Here is a 22,125-nt window from a genome sequence, read left to right as displayed (position 1 = left end):
GGCCCGCACCGACAAATCCAGCCCGATCTTCGGCATGCCGATTCTCAACGCCGATATGGCGCAGAACGTCATCGTCGTGAAGCGCGGCAAGGGCACGGGTTACTCCGGCATCGAGAACGCGCTGTTCTACAAGGACAACACCCGCTTGCTATACGGCTCGGCCCAGCAGGCAATTGGCGAAGTCATCCAGCACGTGAAGGCCATGTCGGTTTAACCGACGGCACATAAAAAAAGCCATCTTCGGATGGCTTTTTTAATTTTATTGACCCGGCAATCTGTCTTCAGACCAGATCGGCCGGCATTACCGCGCGCAGTACCGTTTGTGTTTCGCCTTCGCGCACGCGGTTTGAGAACCACCACAGGGCGCCTTTCTTGATCGTCCAGTCGGCTTCCTGGCCGGAGAGCAGCAGGGCGGCGAGACGGCCGAGTTCGGGTTGGTGGCCGACGACCAGCACGGAGCCACCGCCACCGGGCCAGCCGCAGGCGCCGAGGATGCTGGAGATGTCGTTGCCCGGCCCCAAGGCGGGAACAATTTTAAAATCCTTGGTGAAGGCGCTGGCCGTCTGGCGGGTGCGCACCGTGGGGCTGACCAGCACGCGCAGTTTTTTGGGACGGCGGCTTTCCAGCCATTCGGCTACCTTGTGGGCCTGGCGGACGCCCCGCTCGGTCAGTTCGCGGGTACTGTCGGGCAGCCCCTCCACGGCTTCGGCGTGGCGCCACAGCAGCAGATCCATTTTTATCGTCTCCTCGTCATTCTTGTGAGCGCGATATTCTGGACCGGGAAGATTACCGGACGGTGAATCTGTCATCGCCGCCAGGGGGCTTTGCCCCACAGGATGGGCTCGAGGGCCGGGAGCACGTTTCTGCGCAGGCGGGCGATCTTTGGCGCGTGCCAGCCGGCGACGAAGGCGGCTCCGCTGCGCAGCTCGGGATCCTTGCCGGCCCAGGCCTTCAGGCGGCTGCGGGCGACGGCCTCGTCGTTGAGGTAACCAAGGGTTTCCTGGATTTCGGCAATGTCGTTGGCAAAGCGCACGGTGGCCTTTTCGGGCAGCAGCGGAAGCAGGAATTCGATCGCGTAGCGCAGGCGCTTGAGGGAGACGCGAAGTTCGTGGAGCTTTTCGGGATGCAGTTCGGCGGCCGCCGTGTAGCGTTTGCGGGCACGCTTTCTGAGCTGGGTGAGCTGCAGGCGGGCGAAGGTGGTGAGGTTGGCGGACTTGACCAGCGAGTCGCTCTGCAGCGCGTAGAGTTCGGCGGCAAGCGCGAGCATCTGGCGGCCGTGGCTCGCGGCAAGCAGTTGTTCGCGGGCGGCGGTCTTCTCCCGATCGCGACGGTCGACGGCCATTGCGATAAGGCGCTGGGTGGCGTCGTCGGCAAGGCCCGATTCGGCTACCGGGCTCAGCACTTCGGCGAGCATCACGTCCAGGTCACGGGCGGCGCCGAGGCCGTCGGCGGCTTCCTTGAGCCCCTGTGACCAGCGTTCAACGAACTGCTGGGGCAGGGCCGGGCCGAACAGGCGCAGCGCCGAGCGCAGGCGGCGCAGGGCAACGCGAAGCTGGTGGATGAATTCGGGGTCGTCGCTTTCGCGGGCGCCGGATTCGTTGGTTTGCCACAGGGAGAGGCAATCGAAGGCGATGAGCCGGAAGGCGTCCACCGGTGATTGTTCCGGGGTGAGCCGTGACGGGCGGGCCTTGGCCGGACGCAGCGCATGGTTGGAGAACAGGCGGTAGCCGCGCTCGGCCTTGCTGACGTTTTCAGGCGTAAGAGGCAGGGTTTCGGCCAGCGTGAGGGCAAGGGCGTAGAGCTCGCTCGGGTCGCCCTCGACGAGTTCGAGTTCGAGTTCGCACAGCGGGCGGCTGTGCCCGCCGGCCTCGATGCTGCCGTTGTCGATCATCGCAAGAACCTTGACGCCGTCCCGGGGGGTGAGGATGCAGGTTTCGCGCTTGAAGTGGGTAGTGAATACCGGCACGAGGCTCGGCTGCAGGTTTTCGAGGCGAGTGCGTACGTCGTCCCGGTCGATGGCCGAGAAATCGAAGCTGCCGTTGACGTAAGGCTGTTCCCACTCGGGGCGTGACGAGAGGCCGCCGGCGGATTGGGCTGCACACTTCACCGTTTGAAGCCAGCGCGTGCCGGCCTTGCGGGTGCGCACGGCCATGCGACGTTCGCGCAGTTCCAGTTCGGGGGTGTCGAAATAGGTGTTTTCGAGGGTGCAGGCGCGACCTTCACGGGGTGCGTCGGCGATCAGCGGATGGCGGCGCAGCGCGGGCAGCGCCTTGGTCGGGAGGGTCAGCTTGAGTTCGATTTCGTGGCTCATGGTCGTGCCATCGGTTGTCATGGGGTACGCGCCCGGCGGTGAGTCCGGACTTCGGGCGCGGGCCATTCTAGTCCCGAAGGCGCGATGCTGTCTTGCGCGGTGCTTTTACATTCAGAGGAGCCTGCAGATGTGTTCAGGCCGCCGAGAAGACGGTTTCCGCATTCCCGCGTTGGCCGGTGTTGTCCTGCCAGGCAACGGCGAGTTGGTCGCCGGCCTTGACCCCTTCGAGCTGGAAGGCAAACAGCGGGTTGGCCGAGACGGCAGAGCCGAGTGCGCCTTCGATGACCGGCCGGCCATTCAGGCTGAGCACCACCGACGTGATGTGCCTGGCCGGGATGAGCTGGCCCGACGGGGCGCGGCGCAGGCCGGATTCCATGGGGTGGGGCATCAGCACGCGGACTTCGCCGGTGCTGCCTTTGACGGTGGCGCGAAACTTGATCGGATCGGACATGGCATCTGTTTCCTATTCGCCGCAGCCGCCAACGGTCACCTTCACCTCGCGGAAGAGGGTGTAGTGCCGGCCTGCGGCACTGGCAACAACACGCAGGCGCGAGGTTTCGGCCATTTTGAGTTTTGCCTGAAACGTCGGGGTGGCGCCGGCTGCAAAATTGAACTGCAAGGCGAGGGGGTAGGGGTTTTTGTCCACCAGCACCGACAGGCGGGTGGTGCCGGGAATCCGGCTTGTTACCTCGATAGGCACGACGGCACCGTTTTCGGCAATTTCGGGTGCCTTGATAAGGATATCCGGGCTGGTTTCGGCACCGGCGGCGCCGATCAGACGCAGTGCATCGGCAGCCGTTTTGGCCTCGAAGGCGCTGCGGTTGAAGTCCACGGCGAGGGCCATGCCGGGTTTGAGCAGCCCGCTGCCGACAAGCAGCGACAGTGCGGTGCCGCTGCCAAAGACCTGAAGGAAATGACGACGTGCCACATGCTTCATGCTTTTACCTTCCGTGCGCTGAGCCGGCGTATTCCGCGATCAAGCTTCTGCCTTCCAGTGCCCCGACTTGCCGCCTTCCTTTTCCAGGAGGCGGATGCCTTCCATGGTCATGCCGCGGTCGACGGCCTTGCACATGTCGTAGATGGTGAGCAGGCCAACCTGAACGGCGGTCAGGGCTTCCATCTCGACGCCGGTGCGGCCGACGGTTTCGGCGGTGACCGTGCAGCGGATGGTGTTGTCGCCCTCGGCGATGAAGTCGGCGGTGACCCGGGTGAGAGGGATGGGGTGGCACAGGGGAATGAGGTCGGCGGTGCGCTTGGCGCCCTGGATTGCAGCGATCCGGGCGATACCGATCACGTCGCCTTTCTTGTTGTCGCCGGTGAGAATCCGGGCCAGTGTTGCCGGCTCCATGACGATGCGGCCTTCTGCGCGGGCAACGCGACGGGTTTCGGATTTGGCGGAGACGTCCACCATGTGGGCCTGGCCCTGGGCGTCGAAATGGGTGAAGACATCGCTCATGGCGCGGGGAACTGAAAAAGGGGATCGACTATCATAGCACCGTGAAAAAACGTCTGATCGCCGCCCTTTTGTGCGTGGCCATGGTGCCCCGCGGCCTTGCCCAGAACCTGCCTGACCTGGGTGACAACGCATCCACCGATCTGTCGCCGCTTGCCGAGCAGCGTCTCGGCGCGCAAATCATGCGTGAGATTCGCTGGCGCGACCCGGCCTATCTGCGTGATGCGGAAATCGAGGATTACCTCAACCGGATCGGCGAGCGGTTGGTTGCGGCGGGTGCCGGTGCCGGCCTGTCCTTCCAGTTCTTCGGTGTCAGCGACCCGTCGCTCAACGCCTTTGCGATGCCCGGCGGCAACATCGGCGTGCATACCGGCCTGATCCTCGCAGCCCAGAGCGAGTCGGAGTTGGCCGGGGTTTTGTCCCACGAGGTTGCGCACGTTACCCAGCGGCACATTGCACGGATGGTCGGCAAGCAGAGCCAGACCGGGCTGCTGATGCTGGCCTCGTTGCTGGTGGCCGTGCTGGCTGCCAAGTCGAGTTCCCAGGTGAGCCAGGGGGCGATCATGGCGGGGCAGGCGGCCGGATTGAGCTCACAGTTGTCGTACTCGCGGGATTTCGAAAACGAGGCCGACCGTCTCGGTGTGCAGAACCTTGCGGCGGCGGGTTTTGACGTGCGGGGCATGGTCGGATTCTTCGAGCGGCTGCAGAAAAACAGCCGTCTCTACGAGAACAACGCGCCGGCCTACATGCGCACTCACCCGCTGACCGGTGACCGGATCACCGAAATGGAGAACCGGATTGCTCAGATGCCCTACCGCCAGGTGCCGGATTCCCTTGATTTTCAGCTGGTCCGGGCCAAGCTGAAGGCGGGCCGCCAGGCCTCACGGGAAGTGCTCGAGGAGTTCGAGCGGGCGGCGCGGGTGAGCAATCCGTCGTTCGCGGCCCAGTACGGGCTTGTCCGGGCTTATCTCAGTGTGCGGCGCCTGGCCGACGCGGAGCGGGCGATGGTCGAGGTGCGCAAACGGCACGAGGTGTCGGCGATGATCGCCGGGCTGGAGGGGGATTTGCGCCTGGCCCAGGGCGATCCGGCCGGTGCGGCGAAAGTGTTCCGTGAGGGAAAGGCACGCTTTCCCCAGTCCCGTCGCCTGCTTTACGGCGAGCTCGAGGCCTTGATCGACTCCGGGCGCCCGGCCGAGGCACTGACTGCAGTGAAGGCCGAAGTGCTGACCACGCCCGACAACGCGACCCTCTGGGAGCTGCGGGCACGGGCGGAGGCGGCGCTTGGGATGCGCCTCGCCCAGCATCGTTCGCTGGCCGAGGTATACACGATTCGCGGCAGCTATGCGGCGGCTGTCGAGCAGCTCACCCTCGCGCAATCGGCCGGCGACGGGGATTTTTTCGAGCAGTCGGCCGTGGACTCTCGCCTGCGCGACGTGCGTGCGCTGCTGGCCGAGCAGATGCGCGAGATGAAAAACAACCCGCGCTGAACTGCCCTGACTGCGGAGACTAGATTTCGCCGTAGCGCACGTAGAGCGCCCAGACCAGATCGGCGAAGGCTTGCTGGTTGAAGCGCGGGCGGCCGCTGACCGTGAGCGCGAGGCGGGTGCGGCCGATGTGCATCGGCCAGAAGCTCAAGCCGCTGATGCCGGCCGCGTCCACGTTGCCCCAGCCGTCGAGGAGGTGGTCGCCCAGCTTTGCAAGGGCGACGAACTGGCGTTCGGCCACCGACAGGATGTCGGCGCCCAGGGCGGCCAGCGCTTCGCCGGTTTCACCAGGGTACCCGGCCATTCCGAGGCAAAAGCCCATGCTGTCGGCAAGCACCGCCTGGCCGCTGTCGCTGAGGGTGCCGAGGAGTTTTGGCAGGGTTGATTCAAGGGTGCCGAGTGGTGCGGTGCGGGGGCTTGTCCAGGCTTCGAGGCAGGCCCCTTCCTGCAGGCGCAGCAGTGCGTCGAGGGCCTCTGCCGGATCGGCTTCGCCGGCCCAGTTGCCGAGTGTTTCGGGGCTCAGCAGCGGGCTCATGCTTTCGCGGAGGACTGCCAGCAGGATGCGCCGATCGACGCTTTCGTCGGCGCGGGCCACGGCACGCCAGGCGCCGTAAGGCGTTACGGTGAGGTAGGAGCCGGGAATGATTTCAAGCATCGATCAGGCCGGGGTTGAGGGTGTAGAGGAGCGCCTTGACGAGCATCGCGACGTCGTCGCGACTGCGGGCGTCGACGCGAAACACGGCGGGCACGGGCTGGTGTCCGAGTTCGGCAAGCGTGGCCCGGTAGGCGTCAAGGCCCGGCGTTTCGGCCCGGTCCATGTGAGTGACGCCCACGGTGACGGCGGTGCCCGCGATGAAATCCTTGAAGGCGTTTAGGTAGCCCTTGAGGTCTGAAAGCGGGTCGGTATTGGCGTTGTTGATCAGCAAGACGAGGCCTATCCCGCCTTCCGACAGGATGTCCCACATGAAACTGAAGCGCTCCTGGCCCGGGGTGCCGTAGAGCATGACTTTCTCGCCATCCGGGAGGTTGAGCACGCCGTAATCCATGGCGACGGTGGTGGTCTTCTTGAGCTTGGCGGTGTCGTCGCTGGCGAGCGCTTCGGTGCTGACCGGCGGGATGTCGCTCAGGGCGTTGATGGCAGTGCTTTTGCCTGCGCCGACGGTGCCCGAGAAGATGATCTTGTTGTGGCGGGCGCGTTCAGACCGCATTGAGAAGTTTCCTGAGAATTCGGGACAAAATCGAAGGGCGTTGAGGTTGCTGGCGGGTGACGGGTTCGCTCGTCGCGCTGCCGGTGGGGGTGCTTGCCGAAGACGACGCATGGGGTTGCGGAGTTGACCCGGAACGCACCGGCGGGGTGCTGTCGAGCAGCCCAGCGAAACGCGCCGACGAGAACACCGAGAAAACGTAGCGCTGCGGAATGCCGAGGCGGGCAGCGATTTCCACCGGGCTGGCCCAGGTGCGTACCCACAGGGCGCTGATGCGCAGCGCGTGCGGTGACATGAAGACTTTGGTGAAGTTGGGCCAGGCGCGCAGGCGAACCGGCTTGTAGGGGTCGGCACCTTCGGGTAGCCGCCCGCGGGCAGCCCAGGCCGCGACATTCCAGAGAAAATCTTCGGACGCACTGACGGTTTCACTGCCGTGGTTGGTGAGGCTGGAAGCGCTGATGAGCCGGGCCGTGGTCGGCGGGAGCTGGGCCATCGACAGGGGGCGCAACTGGTTGTCGCGAAAATCGGTGATGCAGGCCGGGACGGGCAGCGGCCGCACGCCGATGAGCCGGGGCAGGCCGGCGATCAGGTGGGGGCGTCCGCTGCTGGCGGCTTGTTCGATGGCGCGTTGCAGGTGGCCGATGAGGTATTCGTCGGGGTTGAAGAACAGCCGCTCGGGCAGCGGGCCGGTGGGGACCGCCGGTAGATCGTCCATGACGCCGCAGAGATCGCGCTCGTCTTCGGTTTGCAGGCCGTGTCCGAGGGAGGGCGGCGTTTCGGTGGGCTGTGCCGCTTCGGCGGGGGGCTTGTCGTGTGCCGGGGCCACGCGTCGCGGCGGCGCTGCGATTATTCGCGCGCTTTCCGCGGCGGCCTTGGCGAGAATGCCGGGCAGGGCCTCGAGGTTGAGCGGCTTGCCGAGGATGACCCGGTTGGGAAAGCGCTGCGCGTGGTCTTTTGGGTGAAAGGCGTAGCAGACGACTCCCGTACGTGGATGCGGGGCCAGTTGTTCGAAGGCGGCTTCAACGCCGGGGCGGTCGCAATCAATGAGAACGACCCGGCCGCTCTCCAGGCTGCTCGCCAGATGCACTGTGTGTTTCCAGTGGCGTTCGACGGAAAGCCCGATCAGTCGCGCGTCCATGCTGCCCACGTGGAGCAGGTAAAGCGCGGTGAGGGGCTGGCCCGGGAGAATGGTATGGCGACTCATGAGGGGCTTGGGAGGGGCGGGACAGCACGGGGCATTGGCTGGATACGGGGTGACGGGCGTGGGGCTGCGTGCGTGGGATTCAGCTCAAGGATGGACCGGACTTGACGTCATGGTGCAGGAAAATCCTGGCGCCTTCCACCGGACGGGCCAGCACGGCGCCCGGCAGGGCTATCCGCGGGTCGTGGCGGTCGATGCCGTCGGTGAGGCGGGCTGCGAGATAGAGCCCGAGTTCGCAGCTTTCCAGCTCGGTGTAGTGGTTGCGCAGCATGCGCGTGCGCAGGTCGAGTCCGCGCGAGCCGAGGACGATCCAGAGGTCGACGACCGCTGCGGCGGTGGCTGCGGCGGCGTCGAGTTTGTGCCAAAGCGAGATGCGCTGGACATGCAGGTGAAGGTTGCCCGGACTGCGGCCGATCTCACCGGCCAGCAGTGCGCCCGTTGCCGGGGAGCGCCAGCGGGAGGCGATGGCGAGGGTGCGAACCGGAAGCCCGAAGACGGCCGGGGGGGCCGGGCGGCGGATTCGGTCCGGCCGGGCCGGATCGGTGACGAAGGGTTTCACTGGGTCAGCGTGGAAATGATGTCGATCATGAACTCCACGTCTTCGCGCTGCACGGCCTGCCAGCGGCGGGCGCCGAGGGCTTCGAGGATGCCGCGGCCCTTTTCGGTTTCGTGCATGGAAGCGAGAAGTGCGGTGATTTCGTTGGCCCGCTCGTGGAGCGCAGGGCCGACGAGGAAGACGTGACGGATCACGTGCAACTGGCTGGTGACGAGAACCTGTAGATCGCGCCGGACGATGGACGATAGTGCGTTGAAGGCGTCGACGGGCAGGAAGCCGATGTCGGCTTCACCACGCAGGACTTCGCGCGCCACCTGGATGTAGGTTTCGCGACGGTGCTCGATAGTGTTACCGGCGTCAAGGTTGGCGGGCTCCAGCAGGATGCGCCCGACCGTGTTGACGCAGGGGTCGTCGCTGCAGGCCAGGCGGGTGCCTGGGCGCAACGCGGTCATCGCGGAGGAGGGGCCTTCCGCGGCGGCAATGATGAGCATTTCGTCCGGCTGGCCTTCGGGCTGCACGACGGCCCTGAAGCCCTTTTCACGTACCAGCAGCGAGGCATCGAAGGGGTTGGCGTAGATCATGTCGACCTTGCCCTCACCGATGGCCGCCCGCTGGGCGCCGAAGCTGTCGTAGAGCTCGAGGTGGATGGGCAGGCCGAGGGCACGCTGAAGCCAGGTGTTGAAGATGTACCAGTCGGAAATGCGTTCGTTGGGGAAGCTTGGGCTTACCGTGAGATTGAAAGTCATGATCAGCTCAGGCTCCGGTACTGCACTTCCGCGGCGATGACCTTCTCGCGGGAGGGCTCCCGTCGTACAGAGGTGAAGCCGACGATCTGCCCGTCGCGGATGTTGGGGACGACCGTGGCATAGACCCAGTAGTGCCCACCGTCCTTGCGCAGGTTTTTGACATAGCCGTTCCACTGGCGCCCGGCCTTGACCGTGTCCCACAGATCGCGGAAAGCGGCTGCGGGCATGTCCGGGTGACGCAGGATGCAGTGGGGCTGGCCGATGATTTCGGCTTCCGTGTAGCCGGACATTTCTACAAAGGACGGGTTGCACTGGGTAATGTTTCCGAGGGTGTCCGTCCGCGAGACGATCAGCTTGCCATGGGGATAGGGGGTTTCCACTAGGGTCACGAAGACGCGCCGACGGGAGCCATCGGCGTATGTCAGAACGTGTTCGGAGGTTTTGCCCGATACCTGGGCCGGATCCATGTCCTTCACCGCGGTGTTTCCCTTCAGCCGAGAATCCTGCCGATGGCGTCGGCGGCGCGACGGACGTCGAGGAAGACGAGGCCGAGCTTGGCGTTTGGCTTGGCCATGACGGTAAGCACCGCGTCGGCGCCGGCCTGAACCATCAGAACATAACCCTTTTCGCCCTTGATCAGAACCTGGTCCAGGCCGCCGCGGGAAAGTTCGCGTGCTGTGCGGTCGCCGAGGGAGAGCATGGCCGCGCTCATGGCGCCGACCCGGTCTTCGTCCACGGTGTTGGGGAGCAGGGCGGCCATCATGAGGCCGTCGGACGAAATGATGGCCGAAGCCTCGATGTCAGCGGAGGTGCCGTTCAGGTCGTTGAGAACCGTTTGGAGCATGTTTGAGCGCATCGTGCAGTACCTTGAAAAAAGGGGGGGTGAATTTGTTTGGTGGGGTACGGAGGCGTACTGGCTATGCAGATTGAACTGCACTGCAGGGTATCGTTCCGTTTATGACAATATTTTCGAGTTGTCATTATTTCACAAATGTCCGGCAATTTTTTCAACGGGCATTTTGCGTGGCGTGACGTTGTTATCAGGCAGGAGCGGGTTGCAGGTTAAAATTGAAAGCTGATTGTCTCTGTAAGGCTGGAGTTGCACGATGAATTTTGACAAGGAAGTGGATGCCCGCGGCTTGAATTGTCCGCTACCCATTCTGCGCGCCAAGAAAGGCCTGGCGGAGATGAAGGCCGGCGAAGTGCTGCGCGTTGTGGCCACCGATCCGGGTTCGGTGAAGGATTTTGCAGCCTTCGCCAAGCAGACCGGGAATCAGTTGCTGGCCCAGAATGAATTGCCGGACAAGGCCTATGAGTTTTTCCTGCAGCGCAAATAGGCTGGCGGGATCGCTCCACTAGAAAAGGGCTACGCATTGCGTGCAATGCGCTGACGTTCAAGGTGTCGTTGCCCTCCTGGCAGCCAGCCAAAAAAAATCCGGAACCTGCTTGGGGTGCCGGATTTTTTTATGCTTTCCGGACATCCACAAGGCGGAACTCAGGTGAGCCTTGTGGATGTGCCGGGTTGCCAGAATGCTGCGGTTTTACGCCGCAGGCAGTTTGGCGAGCTGCTGCTTGAGCTTGTCGACGGTGGCGCTGAAATTGGCCAGGCGGTCTTTTTCCTGGGCCACGACGGCGGCCGGCGCGCGGGCAACGAAGCTTTCATTGCCGAGCTTGGCGTGGGCCTTGACGATCTCGCCTTCGAGGCGGGCGATTTCCTTCGACAGGCGTTCGCGTTCGGCGGCGATGTCGATTTCAACCTTCAGCATCAGGCGCTGCTCGCCAACGATGGCCACCGGCGCCAGCTCTTCACCGCTGATCTCGTCCACCACCTGAACTTCCGACAGCTTCGCGAGGCCGGCGATGTAGGGTGCGAACTTCTTCAGCTGCGCGGCGTTCCCGCTGGCAATCAGCGGCATGCGCTGGGCCGGGGAGATGTTCATCTCGCCACGCAGGTTGCGGCAGGCGCCGATCAGGCTCTTGAGTTCGGCCACGTCGGCTTCGCTCTTTTCGTCGATGCGGCCCAGGTCGGCTTCCGGGTAGCGGGCCAGGCACAGGCTGTCCACATCCTTGCGGCCGGCCAGCGGGGCAACGGTCTGCCACAGCTCTTCGGTGACGAAGGGAACCAGCGGATGGGCCAGGCGCAGGATGGTTTCGAGAACCCGGATCAGGCTGCGGCGGGTGCCGCGCTGCTGGGCTTCGGTGCCGGTGTTGATCTGCACCTTGGCGAGCTCGAGGTACCAGTCGCAGTACTCGTCCCAGATGAACTCGTAGATCGTCTTGGAAACGAGGTCGAAACGGTATTCGCCGAAGTGCTGCTCGATGTCCTTCTCGACGCGTTGCAGGCGGCTGACGATCCAGCGGTCGGCAAACGAGAATTCCAGCGGGCCGTTGCCGCCGCAGGACGGGCCGTCCTGCTTGTGCTCGAGGCCGAGGTCGTGGCCCTGGACATTCATCAGCACGAAGCGGGTGGCGTTCCACAACTTGTTGCAGAAGTTGCGGTAGCCCTCGCAGCGGCTCATGTCGAACTTGATGTCGCGACCGGGGCTGGCGAGGCTGGCGAAGGTGAAGCGCAGGGCATCGGTGCCGAAGGCGGGGATGCCTTCGGGGAATTCCTTGCGGGTCTTCTTCTCGATGCTGGCAGCCTGCTTGGGGTTCATCAGGCCGGTGGTGCGCTTGGCCACCAACGCGTCGATGCCGATGCCGTCGATCAGGTCGATCGGGTCGAGCACGTTGCCCTTCGACTTGGACATCTTGGCGCCTTCGGCGTCGCGGATCAGGCCATGCACGTAGACGTGCTTGAACGGGATCTTGCCGGTGATGTGCTTGGTCATCATGACCATGCGCGCCACCCAGAAGAAGATGATGTCGAAGCCGGTGACGAGCACCGTGGAGGGCAGGTAGAGGTCGAGCGCGTCGTTCGACTTGGCCGGGTATTCGGGCGTCCAGTCGAGCGTGGAGAAGGGCCACAGGGCGGACGAGTACCAGGTGTCGAGCACGTCCGGGTCGCGGGTCAGCGGGCCGGGGTAGCCGGCCTTGTCAGCCAGGGCGCGGGCTTCTTCCTCGCTGTGGGCAACGAAGCATTCGCCGTCGATGCCGTACCAGGCCGGAATCTGGTGGCCCCACCAGAGCTGGCGGGAGATACACCAGTCCTGGATGTTGTTGAGCCACTGGTTGTAGGTGTTGACCCAGTTTCCGGGCACGAACTCGATCTCGCCGGACGAAACGACATCCAGCGCCTTTTGCGTGATGGACTTGCCATCCTCGCCCGGCTTGGACATGGCGACGAACCACTGGTCGGTGAGCATCGGCTCGATGACCACACCGGTACGGTCGCCGCGGGGAACCTGCAACTTGTGGGGTTTGGTGTCGACGAGCACGCCAGCGGCTTCGAGATCGGCCACGATGGCCTTGCGGGCGTCGAAGCGGTCGAGGCCCTGGTATTTGGTGGGGGCGTGTTCGTTGATCTTGGCATCCAGCGTAAGAATGCTGATCTGCTCGAGCTTGTGGCGCTGGCCGACGGCGTAGTCGTTGAAGTCGTGGGCCGGGGTCACCTTGACCACGCCGGTGCCGAATTCGCGATCGACGTAGTCGTCGGCGATGATCGGAATATCGCGATCGCACAGGGGCAGGCGCACCGTCTTGCCGATCAGGTGGGCGTAGCGCTCGTCTTCCGGGTGCACCATCGCGGCCACGTCGCCGAGCATGGTTTCGGGGCGGGTGGTGGCGACCGTGAGGCCGGTCAGCTCGCCGATCGGGCCGTCGGAGAAGGGGTAATGGATGTGCCACATGAAGCCATCCTCTTCCTCCTGGACCACTTCGAGATCCGACACGGCGGTGTGCAGCTTGGGATCCCAGTTCACCAGCCGCTTGCCGCGGTAGATCAGGCCTTCGTTGTAGAGGCGAACGAAGGTTTCAGTGACGATCTTGTTGAGGCCTGCATCCATCGTGAAGCGCTCGCGGCTCCAGTCGGGGCTGGTGCCCATGCGGCGCATCTGCTGGGTGATGGTGCCGCCGGAATACTCTTTCCACTCCCACACCTTCTCGAGGAATTTCTCGCGACCGAGGTCGTGGCGGGAGACGCCCTGGGCGTCCAGCTGGCGTTCGACGACGATCTGGGTGGCGATGCCCGCGTGGTCGGTGCCGGGCTGCCAGAGGGTGTTCCAGCCGCGCATGCGGTGGTAGCGCGTGAGCGCGTCCATCAGCGTCTGGTTGAAGCCGTGACCCATGTGCAGGGTGCCGGTGACGTTGGGCGGCGGCAGCAGGATGCAGAAGGATTGATCGGCAGGCTTGCTGCGGTCGAGGCCGGCGGCGAAGTAGCCGCTCGACTCCCAGTGCTCATACCAGCGGCGTTCGATCTCCGCCGGCTCGAAACTCTTGGCCAGTTCCATGGGTTCTGTCTTTGAAGGCAAAACGCGGATTATAGCGGATGCGCCCGGCCCGCCCGCCGGGAAGACTTGCTGCGCGATAGCGGATCAGGCCTGGGATTCGCTGTCGAGGGTGTCTGCGATCTCGGACGAGACGAGGGGAAGCAGGCTGGCGCGCAGATGGGCGGCGGCCTTGTGGCTGAGTCGTTCGGCCAGTTCGTCGAGTTCGCGCGAGATGAGCTGGGGCAGCTCGTTGGCGACCCAGTCCTCGATGTGCCGGCTGATTGCCGTGTCGAGGGCGACGAGACGTTCGGCCAGTTCGTCCTGGCCGGGTTGTGCCGCAAAGGCCGGCGGGAATGCCTCGGAAATCGAAGGCTCGGGCTGGACAGGCTCGAGGATGATGGGCGCGGATTCGCCGATGTAGGGTTCGGGGCGCTCGTCCACAACATCGGTCAGCACAGGCAGGTCGTCGGCTTCGGGGGCGGCTGCAAGGCTCGCGTTGTGCCGGTCAAGCACGTCTGGCTTTTCTGTCAGGTGCTCGGTGTCCTCGTCGTCGAGGGAGATTTCGAATTCGGAATCCGGATGGGTGCTCATTCGCCGCTCCGTTGGGCAAGGTCGTGGGCGTCGAGTGCGTGGCCCTGCTGCTTGTAGCGGCGATAGCGATCGCGTGCGGCCTGGCGCTCGTCTTCGCTCGGGCCGACGATTTCGAGAACCAGCCGGAAGCGTTCGAAGCCCGCCGGCAGGTCGTTGCCGAGGTTGATCAGCACGTCGTCGTGGGGCAGGGTGTCGAGCGCGCCGCCGATCACGACGGGCGTTTCTGCAGCCAGTGGCGATGTGGCTGCCACGTGGGGTACGAAGGCGAGTGGCTGAAATGTCCAGAGCATCTGGTCGAAATGCCGCGCCACGCCGCCATCCGGTGCGAACACCGCCACGCGCCGCCCGCCGCCGCTGGCCTTGGCCGTAAGGACGCAGGCCACGCGCAGGCGGTCGGGGGCGTTGTGGTAGAAGCGGACGTCGGTCACTGTCCGGCGCGGCCGATCAGGAACTGGGTGAGCAGCGGCACCGGGCGGCCGGTGGCACCCTTGTCAGCACCGGATTTCCAGGCCGTACCGGCGATATCGAGGTGAGCCCACTTGTAGGCCTTGGTGAAGCGGGCCAGGAAGCAGGCGGCGGTGATGGTGCCCGCGCCCTTGGAGCCGATGTTCGGGATGTCGGCAAAATTGCTCTTGAGCATGTCCTGGTATTCATCCCACAGGGGCAATTGCCAGGCCTTGTCGCCGGCAGTCTGGCCGCTGGCAAGGAGTTCGGCAGCGAGTTCGTCGTCGTTGGCCAGAAGCCCGGACGTGAAGTTGCCCAGTGCAATGATGCAGGCGCCGGTGAGCGTGGCCACATCCACCACTGCGGCCGGCTCGAAGCGCTCGGCGTAGGTGAGGGCGTCGCACAGGATCAGGCGGCCTTCGGCGTCGGTGTTGAGGACTTCGATGGTCTGGCCGGACATGGACGTGACGATGTCGCCGGGCTTGGTGGCCGAGCCGCCAGGCATGTTCTCGGTGGCCGGAATCAGGCCGATGACATTGATCGGCAGCTCCATGCGGGCGATGGCCTTGAACGTGCCGAGTACGCTGGCCGCGCCGCACATGTCGTATTTCATCTCGTCCATGCCCTCGCCGGGCTTGAGGGAGATGCCGCCGGTGTCGAAGGTGACGCCCTTGCCGACCAGTACCACCGGCTTGTCCTTGGCCTTGCCACCCTTGTAGTTGAGGATGATGAACTTGGGCGGTTCGTGGGAGCCGCGGGCGACCGACAGCAGCGAACCCATGCCGAGTTTTTCCATGTCGTCGCGCTCGAGCACTTCGACCTTGATCTTGTGATCCTTGGCGAGCTTCTTGGCGGTGGTGGCGAGATAGCCCGGGGTGCAGACATTGGCCGGCAGGTTGCCCAGAGTTTTGGCAAGAGCCACGCCTTCGGCGATCGCTTCGCCACGCAGCACGGCGGCCTCGAGGGATTCGGAATCCTTGCCCTTGACGATGAAGACGAGCTTCTTGATGCCTTTCCTGGATTCTTCCTTTTTCGATTTCAGCTCGTCGCAGCGGTAGGTGCTGTCACGCAGGATTTGCGCGGCCTGGGCCAGGCGCCAAGCGAGGTCGCGGTGGGGCAGTTCGGCATCGGCAAGGCAGAAGCTCGCGTCACCGGCTACCGAGCCGGAAAGTTGCCTGGCGGCTGCGGCAATCGCATCGCGGTAGGTTTTGTCGGTGAGTTCGTCGGCCTTGCCGAGGCTGACCAGCAAGACACGGGGCGCAGCGATGCCGGCCAGATCGTGAAGCATGAGGGTCGAGCCCGGCTTGTCGTCGAGGTCGCCGCGAGCCAGTACGGCGGCGATGGCGCCGTCGCAGGCCTTGTCGAGGGCTCGTGCGGCAGCGGTCAGATCACCGTTGGCGTAGGTACCGGCAACCACACAGCCGCTCTTGAGTTTTTCCGGCGATCCGGCCTTTATGGTAAATTCCACCCGCTTCTCCTTGGAAACACGCGTCAATAGGACATCGCGCCATTATGGCTGGCACCCTGACGGACGTCAAAACGACCGCTCTCCGACGCTAAAACCTGCCCCCCGCATGATCTTTCTTCGAGCCGCCCAGCGCGAATTCACACAGAACGCCGTGGCGGTCTTCGTGGCGCTGTTTGCCATCCTGATTTCCACGGTCCTCATCCGCCTGCTCGGCCAGGCTGCGGGAGGCCGCGTGCCGGCTGACGCGGTGCTGGCCCTCATCGGCTTTGGTGCCGTTGCGCAGATGCCGGTGGTGCTGTCGCTTACCGTGTTCATCGCGATCCTCATGACCCTTTCCCGCTGGTACCGGGATTCGGAAATGGTTGTCTGGTTTTCCAGCGGGTTGCCGCTGACCGCATGGATCCGGCCGGTGCTCCGCTTTGCCGTTCCGGTGGTGATCCTTATTGCGATCCTGTCGCTGTTCGTTGCCCCGTGGGCTCAAAAGAAAAGCATCGAATACAAAACGCAGCTCAGTAACCGGGATGATGTTTCCCGCGTTGCGCCAGGCCTGTTCCGCGAATCGTCCGGTGGCGAGCGGGTGTTTTTCGTCGAGGCGCTGACGAGCGGAGAAGGCAGCGTGCGCAACGTCTTCGCGAGCAGCATGCAGCATGGTCGGCTCGGCGTGATGGTGGCGAGTCAGGGGCACACCGAGGTCGATGGGGCAGGAAACCGTTTCATCGTGCTGGAGAACGGCCGACGCTACGAAGGTACGCCGGGTACCCCCAGCTACCGGGTGATGGAGTTCGAGCGCTACCAGATTCGCATGGAATCAAAAGAGGCGAGCAGTACACCCCGCCAGCCCAAGACAATGGCTTTGCCGGCTTTGCTGAAAAGCCCAGACAACCGCAGTCGGGGAGAATTGCTGGCGCGGGTCAGCACCCCCTTGCTGGCGACCATGCTGGCGCTGCTTGCGATTCCCCTGTCGTTCGTTAACCCGCGGGCGGGCAGGACCAACAACCTGATTCTTGCCGTTCTCATTTACCTGATTTACAGCAATGCCGTCAGTGTCAGCCAGGCTTGGGTGGGGCAGGGGCGCATCCGTTTCGATGTCGGCCTGTGGATGCCTCATCTGGCCATGCTGGGTGTCCTGGCCATCCTGTTCTACCGGCGGATCAGCGTGTTCGCCCGCTGGCGGAGACGTTGATGATGCCAATTTACATTCGTTACCTGAGCCGCGAGATCTATGCGTCGGTGGCTCTGGTTCTTGTTGCTTTCCTTGGCCTGTTCGCCTTCTTCGATCTGGTCAATGAGCTGGATGACATCGGCAAGAGCGGCTACCAGCTCTATCAGGCCGCCATATATGTGGCAATGATCATGCCCGGGCGGGTGTATGAGCTGATGCCGATCGCCGTGCTGATCGGTACGCTTTATTCGCTGACGACGCTGGCGCGTCATTCCGAAATCACGGTGCTGCGAGCCTCCGGCTTGTCTACCGGGCGTTTTCTGCTCGGATTGCTGTCCATCGGCAGCGTCTTTGTATTGCTGACTTTCATTTTCGGAGAGTACCTGGCGCCACCGGCAGAGCGGGCCGCCCAGCAATGGCGCCTGGCGGCTACGCGTTCGATGGTGTCCCAGGAGCTGCGCACCGGTTTGTGGGTGAGGGACGGGCTGCGTTTTGTAAACGTTCGCAACGTCTTGCCCGACACGTCACTGCAGGGTGTCCGTATTTACGAGTTCGACGACAAGTCGGTGCTGGTTTCCATCAGCGAAGCCGGGTCCGGTGTCTACGACGAGCGGGAGGGTTGGCGGCTAAGCCAGGTAGCGCAAACGCGTTTCCTGGGTGAACGCACCGAGATCGTGAATCTGCCCGAGCTGATCTGGAAATCGGAACTGACGCCCGATGTGCTTTCGGTGTTGATGGTGGTTCCGGAGCGCATGTCGGTCGAGACGCTGTATTCATACATTCGTCATCTGGAAGAGAACAACCAGCGAACGAGCCGCTATGAAATCGCGCTCTGGAAGAAACTCGCCTACCCCTTTGCCGCGCTGGTGATGATGGGCTTGGCGCTGCCGTTTGGCTACATGCAGACGCGCATGGGCGGCGTGAGCCTGAAGGTCTTCTCGGGCATCATGATCGGCGTTGGTTTCCATCTTTTGAACGGCCTGTTTTCCAACCTTGGGGTCATCAACGGCTGGATTCCGGCAGTGGCGGCGCTGACTCCGAGCATTGGCTTCCTGATCGCTGCGATGGGCATGATGTGGTGGGTGGAGCGCCGCTAAGGTCGTGCTCCATCCATTGCCTGCTTTGCTTCAGTCCTGAGGCTTCGCGGTTGTCAGCAGCACGATTCGGGTGCCGGAAAGGCGGTCGTGCAGGAACTGTCTGTCCCGGTCGAACAAGGCCCATACGAGACCGGCACCGAAAAACAGCACAGAGGGCCAGGCAAGTGCGTAGCGAAGCCAGCCTTGTCTGAGCGACACAGGGTTTCCGTCGACGCTGACGATCCGCAGCTTCCAGGTCTGCATGGCCAGAGTCTGGCCGCTGCGGCGCCAATACCAGAGAAAATACCCTCCTAGCACCAGGAAGATGTATCCCCACAGGACGCCTCCGCCCGGAGTGTAGTTAACGCCGATGCCGAGCAGCAGCATTGGCACCATGAGGGTCAGTGCGAGGACGCCGAGGAGCAGGAGGCATTCATAAAGCATGCTGGCCAAGCGGCGGCGCAGGCCGGCGAGTTCGGCAGCCTGCCGCACCGGGGGTACAACCCCGGCGCGTGTGGGTTTTGAGGGCATGGGGCGGGTCAGGGTTTGGCGGGGGAGGGTACTGCCGGTATCACTGGCTCAATCATCGGTGATGTTGCCTGTGCCGCCGTCGGGGCGGGCAGCGTCGATACAGGAGCGAGCTGCTGGGCTGCTTCAGTTGGCGGTGGCGGCGTCTTGACGATGATTTTCGGCTTTGCCGGGCGTGGCGGAGGCGGTGCGCTCAGGGGCTTTATCGGGGGGGCCCCGATTTTCGGAATGGCCGGCTTGGCGGCCGGCTTTTTTGCAGCCTCGTTGAAGCGCTGCTTTTCCTCACTGGGTAGTTCCTGATAAGTGATCCATTTTTGCCGAAGTGCTTCGCGCTGTTCAGGCGGAATACGTTGCAGGTTGCGGTATTGGTCCCGTGCAACGGTGCGTTGTTCCGGCGTGAGCGAAAACCAGGTTTCCATGCGTCTCTGCAGGCGTGACTGTTCCTCCGGCGTGTAGCCAGGGAACCGGTCCGCTATTCCAGCCCATTTGCGCTTGCGCTCATCAGGCAGGTCACGCCATTCACTGGCCAGCGGAGACAGGGTGCGTTGCTGATCGGGTGTCAGGTCATTCCAGGCTGGCGCAGTCAGGGGGGGCGCTGCCACCAGCTGGCTTGAGCAGACGAGTGCACACGCGGCGGTCAGTCGGGCGAGTCGTTTTGAACCCATGCGTCAAACCCGCTATCCAGATAAGCGTCAATCGGAAGGTCGTCGGCGAGAAGGGCGCTATCCACTTCTTCGAGGTCTGCAGTACGCTGCAATTCACCAAGGTAGCCCACGCCGAGCGCGGCGACCACGACAAGCAGCACACTGACTGCCGTTCGACCGCGCGGCATGATGTGTTCGGACAGCGCTTGGCCTATCCCCGCAAAACTGAGTCCTCGCACGGCCACTTTCTGGTGGCTCAGCGCCGTCTGCCTCGACTGGCGGAGGCGGGCTGCGACCGTCGGCGGAAGCGCATGTGCGGATGAGTTCAGGTGTTGCCGAACCCGGAAGTGAAAATCGTGATCATTCATAGCGTGATGCCCTTTGCTGCTAGTGCGGCGGCGAGGGTGTGCGTTGCGCGCGAGCAGTGTGTTTTTACACTGCCTTCGGAGCACCCCATCGCCGCAGCCGTTTCGGCTATATCCATCTCTTCCCAGTAACGCATGAGAAAGGCTTCGCGTTGACGGGGCGGGAGCTTTTCGATTTCCTTTTCGATCGCCCCCAGTGTTTGCTGCTGCTCGAGCTGGGCCTGCGGGGATTCGCTCTTGTGGTCGCTGTCGGCAGATTCGATGGATTCCAGCGGATCGTGTTCGTCGTCTTCGGGACCGGAGAACGCAGACAGCAGCGTGGTCCACATGTTGCGCACCTTCTGGCGGCGGTAATAGTCGCGGATGACGTTTTGCAGAATGCGCTGGAAAAGCATCGGCAGCTCGCCGGTCGGCTTGTCACCGTATTTTTCTGCAAGCTTCATCATCGCGTCCTGCACGATGTCGAGAGCCGACTCTTCGTTGCGAACTGCGAACAAGGCCTGTTTGAAGGCCCGTTTTTCGACGCTTGCGAGGAAATCCGAGAGTTCGATGCGGGAAGGCAGGGGATGTTCCTCTGGTGTCGGGAGGTGTGGTGCGAGCTTTCTGGACTCGACCGCTGAAGCGGCAAACCGCCGGCTCGTGGCAACGGGTGGGGCGAGGTGCCTTGACCAATCGCTGGCTCGGCGGTATGGTTTAATGCTTTACTTTGCCGAAACAGCTTCGGGTGCGTTGATGCTATTGACCGGTGCAGAAATTGTAATCAGGTGTCTCCAGGAAGAAAAGGTTGATTATCTTTTCGGCTATCCCGGCGGCTCAGTCCTTTATATCTACGACGAGCTGTTCAAGCAAGACAAGGTGCGTCATGTGCTGGTGCGCCATGAGCAGGCAGCCATCCACGCGGCTGACGGCTACGCCCGTTCCACCGACAAGGTGGGTGTTGCGCTGGTGACTTCCGGTCCTGGCGCCACCAATGCCGTTACCGGCATCGCCACCGCCTATTGCGACTCGATCCCGCTAGTGGTGATTTCCGGCCAGGTGCCGAGTGCTGCGATCGGCCAGGATGCCTTCCAGGAGGTGGATACCGTCGGTATCACCCGGCCGTGCGTCAAGCACAACTTTCTCATTCGTGATGTGCGGGACATCGCCAGCACGATCAAGAAAGCCTTTTACCTGGCTCGAACCGGCCGTCCCGGCCCGGTGCTGGTGGATATTCCAAAGGATATCACCGCCCAGAAGTGTGCCTTCGAATACCCCCAGACGGTTTCGATGCGTTCCTACAACCCCGTGGTGAAGGGGCATCAGGGCCAGATCAAAAAGGCGCTTCAGCTTCTTCTCGAAGCCAAGCGGCCAATGATTTACGCCGGTGGTGGCGTGGTCCTCGGCGATGCCTCCGAGAAGCTGACCGCGCTTGTGCGGAAGCTCGGGTTTCCCTGTACAAACACCCTGATGGGCTTGGGCGGCTATCCGGCGACGGATCGTCAGTTCGTCGGCATGCTTGGCATGCATGGCAACTATGAAGCCAACATGGGCATGCATTATTGCGACGTCCTGCTTGCAGTAGGTGCCCGTTTTGACGATCGTGTGATCGGCAGTCCTGCGCATTTTGCGTCCGAGCCACGCAAGATCATCCACATCGATATCGACCCGTCGTCCATCTCGAAGCGTGTAAAGGTTGATGTGCCCATCGTCGGCGACGTGGGCGAGGTGCTGGGCGAGATGTTGGCCATGCTCGATGGCGCGCCCGAACGACCGGATCAGGATTCCCTCGCCGTCTGGTGGAAGCAGATCGATGAGTGGCGCAGGCGCGACTGCCTGAAATTCAATCAGGGCGAAGAGCTCATCAAGCCCCAGTATGTGGTGCAGAAACTCTGGGAAGTGACGGGTGGTGACGCCTTTGTCACCTCCGATGTCGGTCAGCACCAGATGTGGGCAGCCCAGTACTACAAGTTCGACAAGCCCCGCCGCTGGATCAATTCTGGCGGTCTGGGTACGATGGGGTTCGGGCTGCCCGCGGCAATGGGTGTGCAGCTGGCTCATCCGGGTTCTCAGGTTGCCTGCGTCACTGGCGAGGCGTCGATCCAGATGAACATCCAGGAGCTGGCCACCTGCAAGCAGTTCCGGCTGCCGATCAAGGTGGTGATGCTCAACAATCGTTACCTGGGCATGGTTCGCCAGTGGCAGGAAATCTTTCACGGCAACCGCTATTCAGAGTCTTACATGGATTCGCTGCCCGATTTCTCGCGGCTCGCCGAAGCCTACGGTCATGTGGGTATCCGCGTCGACAAGCCGGATGATGTGGAAGGAGCGTTGCGGGAGGCGTTCAGTCGCAAGAGCGATCTGGTCTTCCTTGATTTTCAGGTCGACCAGACCGAGAACGTGTATCCCATGGTCCAGGGTGGAAAGGGTTTGACAGACATGATCCTTTCGGCCGAAGACCTCTGAGCCGCCGGAGGACCGCTACGCTTGATCTGGCGTGGCGGCTTTTCCAGTCATCGCCTAAGCCCGCCGCCTAACGGTGGCCGGG

General features: G+C 63.3%; 26 protein-coding genes. 6 read left to right on the top strand and 20 right to left on the bottom strand.

The window, feature by feature from the left end; all coding sequences use genetic code 11:
* On the top strand, positions 1-214 hold a 214-nt coding region (locus tag Q1W26_RS17345; protein ID WP_300442734.1), incomplete at its 5' end, for an NAD(P)(+) transhydrogenase (Re/Si-specific) subunit beta.
* Positions 215-281: 67 nt separating this feature from the next.
* Here Q1W26_RS17345 and Q1W26_RS17340 read toward each other — a convergent pair.
* From Q1W26_RS17340 to moaC, 5 genes are all read right to left on the bottom strand, one after another.
* Positions 282-734, bottom strand: a complete 453-nt coding sequence (locus Q1W26_RS17340) for a histidine phosphatase family protein (protein WP_300442733.1) — start codon at positions 732-734, stop codon at positions 282-284.
* A gap of 71 nt (positions 735-805) precedes the next feature.
* Entirely contained in the window at positions 806-2,332 is a 1,527-nt protein-coding gene (locus Q1W26_RS17335; protein WP_300442731.1) for a CYTH and CHAD domain-containing protein, read from the bottom strand.
* A 112-nt stretch (positions 2,333-2,444) separates the two neighbouring features.
* Positions 2,445-2,762, bottom strand: coding sequence for a thiosulfate oxidation carrier complex protein SoxZ (soxZ, locus tag Q1W26_RS17330; protein ID WP_300442730.1), 318 nt, complete (start codon positions 2,760-2,762; stop codon positions 2,445-2,447).
* A 12-nt stretch (positions 2,763-2,774) separates the two neighbouring features.
* Entirely contained in the window at positions 2,775-3,248 is a 474-nt protein-coding gene (soxY, locus tag Q1W26_RS17325) for a thiosulfate oxidation carrier protein SoxY (RefSeq protein WP_300442728.1), read from the bottom strand.
* 39 nt (positions 3,249-3,287) lie between these two features.
* Positions 3,288-3,767 carry a cyclic pyranopterin monophosphate synthase MoaC gene (gene moaC / locus Q1W26_RS17320; RefSeq protein ID WP_300442727.1) on the bottom strand — a complete coding sequence of 160 codons (480 nt, stop codon included), beginning with the start codon at positions 3,765-3,767 and terminating at the stop codon, positions 3,288-3,290.
* Between the two features lie 41 nt (positions 3,768-3,808).
* On the opposite strand from moaC, the gene Q1W26_RS17315 reads away from it, so the two are divergent.
* A complete protein-coding gene (locus Q1W26_RS17315) occupies positions 3,809-5,251 on the top strand; it encodes a M48 family metalloprotease (protein WP_300442726.1) in 1,443 nt (480 codons plus the stop codon).
* Positions 5,252-5,270: 19 nt separating this feature from the next.
* Here the strand turns inward: Q1W26_RS17315 and Q1W26_RS17310 are convergent, their stop codons facing one another.
* The 7 genes from Q1W26_RS17310 to Q1W26_RS17280 all read right to left on the bottom strand — a co-directional run bounded on the left by Q1W26_RS17310 (position 5,271) and on the right by Q1W26_RS17280 (position 9,800).
* Complete coding sequence (locus Q1W26_RS17310) at positions 5,271-5,903, bottom strand: hypothetical protein (protein WP_300442725.1); 633 nt, start codon at positions 5,901-5,903, stop codon at positions 5,271-5,273.
* Positions 5,896-6,456 carry an ATP/GTP-binding protein gene (locus tag Q1W26_RS17305; RefSeq protein WP_300442723.1) on the bottom strand — a complete coding sequence of 187 codons (561 nt, stop codon included), beginning with the start codon at positions 6,454-6,456 and terminating at the stop codon, positions 5,896-5,898. Before Q1W26_RS17305 ends, Q1W26_RS17310 begins: the two co-directional genes overlap by 8 nt.
* Positions 6,446-7,657, bottom strand: a complete 1,212-nt coding sequence (locus Q1W26_RS17300) for a hypothetical protein (protein WP_300442721.1) — start codon at positions 7,655-7,657, stop codon at positions 6,446-6,448. Before Q1W26_RS17300 ends, Q1W26_RS17305 begins: the two co-directional genes overlap by 11 nt.
* A gap of 79 nt (positions 7,658-7,736) precedes the next feature.
* The gene (locus Q1W26_RS17295; RefSeq protein WP_300442719.1) at positions 7,737-8,213 is read right to left on the bottom strand and encodes a hypothetical protein; all 477 of its coding nucleotides are present in this window, start codon (positions 8,211-8,213) and stop codon (positions 7,737-7,739) included.
* On the bottom strand, positions 8,210-8,956 hold the full coding sequence (locus Q1W26_RS17290; protein ID WP_300442717.1) for a PhnD/SsuA/transferrin family substrate-binding protein: 747 nt from the start codon (positions 8,954-8,956) through the stop codon (positions 8,210-8,212). Before Q1W26_RS17290 ends, Q1W26_RS17295 begins: the two co-directional genes overlap by 4 nt.
* Before the next feature lie 2 nt (positions 8,957-8,958).
* Positions 8,959-9,423 (bottom strand): PAS domain-containing protein, encoded by a 465-nt coding sequence (locus Q1W26_RS17285; RefSeq protein WP_300442715.1) that lies wholly within the window; start codon positions 9,421-9,423, stop codon positions 8,959-8,961.
* Positions 9,424-9,446: 23 nt separating this feature from the next.
* Positions 9,447-9,800: a roadblock/LC7 domain-containing protein gene (locus Q1W26_RS17280; RefSeq protein WP_300442713.1), complete on the bottom strand. Its 354-nt coding sequence runs from the start codon at positions 9,798-9,800 to the stop codon at positions 9,447-9,449.
* 262 nt (positions 9,801-10,062) lie between these two features.
* Here Q1W26_RS17280 and Q1W26_RS17275 point away from each other — a divergent pair, with 262 nt between their 5' ends.
* Positions 10,063-10,293 (top strand): sulfurtransferase TusA family protein, encoded by a 231-nt coding sequence (locus Q1W26_RS17275; RefSeq protein WP_300442711.1) that lies wholly within the window; start codon positions 10,063-10,065, stop codon positions 10,291-10,293.
* 204 nt (positions 10,294-10,497) lie between these two features.
* On the opposite strand, the gene Q1W26_RS17270 is transcribed toward Q1W26_RS17275, so the two are convergent.
* From Q1W26_RS17270 to Q1W26_RS17255, 4 genes are all read right to left on the bottom strand, one after another.
* Positions 10,498-13,344, bottom strand: coding sequence for a valine--tRNA ligase (locus Q1W26_RS17270; RefSeq protein WP_300442709.1), 2,847 nt, complete (start codon positions 13,342-13,344; stop codon positions 10,498-10,500).
* Positions 13,345-13,428: 84 nt separating this feature from the next.
* A complete protein-coding gene (locus Q1W26_RS17265; protein WP_300442707.1) occupies positions 13,429-13,914 on the bottom strand; it encodes a hypothetical protein in 486 nt (161 codons plus the stop codon).
* Positions 13,911-14,342: a DNA polymerase III subunit chi gene (locus Q1W26_RS17260; RefSeq protein WP_300442706.1), complete on the bottom strand. Its 432-nt coding sequence runs from the start codon at positions 14,340-14,342 to the stop codon at positions 13,911-13,913. Before Q1W26_RS17260 ends, Q1W26_RS17265 begins: the two co-directional genes overlap by 4 nt.
* Positions 14,339-15,826: a leucyl aminopeptidase gene (locus Q1W26_RS17255; protein WP_300442704.1), complete on the bottom strand. Its 1,488-nt coding sequence runs from the start codon at positions 15,824-15,826 to the stop codon at positions 14,339-14,341. Before Q1W26_RS17255 ends, Q1W26_RS17260 begins: the two co-directional genes overlap by 4 nt.
* Before the next feature lie 106 nt (positions 15,827-15,932).
* Here Q1W26_RS17255 and lptF point away from each other — a divergent pair, with 106 nt between their 5' ends.
* Positions 15,933-17,009 carry an LPS export ABC transporter permease LptF gene (gene lptF, locus Q1W26_RS17250; RefSeq protein WP_300442742.1) on the top strand — a complete coding sequence of 359 codons (1,077 nt, stop codon included), beginning with the start codon at positions 15,933-15,935 and terminating at the stop codon, positions 17,007-17,009.
* Positions 17,009-18,085: an LPS export ABC transporter permease LptG gene (lptG, locus tag Q1W26_RS17245; protein ID WP_300442702.1), complete on the top strand. Its 1,077-nt coding sequence runs from the start codon at positions 17,009-17,011 to the stop codon at positions 18,083-18,085. Before lptF ends, lptG begins: the two co-directional genes overlap by 1 nt.
* A gap of 30 nt (positions 18,086-18,115) precedes the next feature.
* Here lptG and Q1W26_RS17240 read toward each other — a convergent pair whose 3' ends face one another.
* The 4 genes from Q1W26_RS17240 to Q1W26_RS17225 are packed head-to-tail and all read right to left on the bottom strand — an operon-like array spanning position 18,116 to position 20,152.
* Positions 18,116-18,595 (bottom strand): RDD family protein, encoded by a 480-nt coding sequence (locus Q1W26_RS17240; protein WP_300442701.1) that lies wholly within the window; start codon positions 18,593-18,595, stop codon positions 18,116-18,118.
* An 8-nt stretch (positions 18,596-18,603) separates the two neighbouring features.
* Positions 18,604-19,257: a DUF3106 domain-containing protein gene (locus Q1W26_RS17235; protein WP_300442699.1), complete on the bottom strand. Its 654-nt coding sequence runs from the start codon at positions 19,255-19,257 to the stop codon at positions 18,604-18,606.
* Positions 19,230-19,604, bottom strand: coding sequence for a DUF3619 family protein (locus Q1W26_RS17230; RefSeq protein WP_300442698.1), 375 nt, complete (start codon positions 19,602-19,604; stop codon positions 19,230-19,232). Before Q1W26_RS17230 ends, Q1W26_RS17235 begins: the two co-directional genes overlap by 28 nt.
* Positions 19,601-20,152 carry an RNA polymerase sigma factor gene (locus Q1W26_RS17225; protein WP_300442741.1) on the bottom strand — a complete coding sequence of 184 codons (552 nt, stop codon included), beginning with the start codon at positions 20,150-20,152 and terminating at the stop codon, positions 19,601-19,603. Before Q1W26_RS17225 ends, Q1W26_RS17230 begins: the two co-directional genes overlap by 4 nt.
* A gap of 145 nt (positions 20,153-20,297) precedes the next feature.
* On the opposite strand from Q1W26_RS17225, the gene Q1W26_RS17220 reads away from it, so the two are divergent.
* On the top strand, positions 20,298-22,043 hold the full coding sequence (locus Q1W26_RS17220; protein ID WP_300442697.1) for an acetolactate synthase 3 catalytic subunit: 1,746 nt from the start codon (positions 20,298-20,300) through the stop codon (positions 22,041-22,043).
* Positions 22,044-22,125: the final 82 nt, after the last annotated feature.

This window comes from Zoogloea sp. (assembly GCF_030157465.1).
Classification (GTDB): domain Bacteria; phylum Pseudomonadota; class Gammaproteobacteria; order Burkholderiales; family Rhodocyclaceae; genus Zoogloea.
Note: the sequence above shows the minus strand (reverse complement) of the source record. Positions and strands in the feature narration are given on the sequence as shown.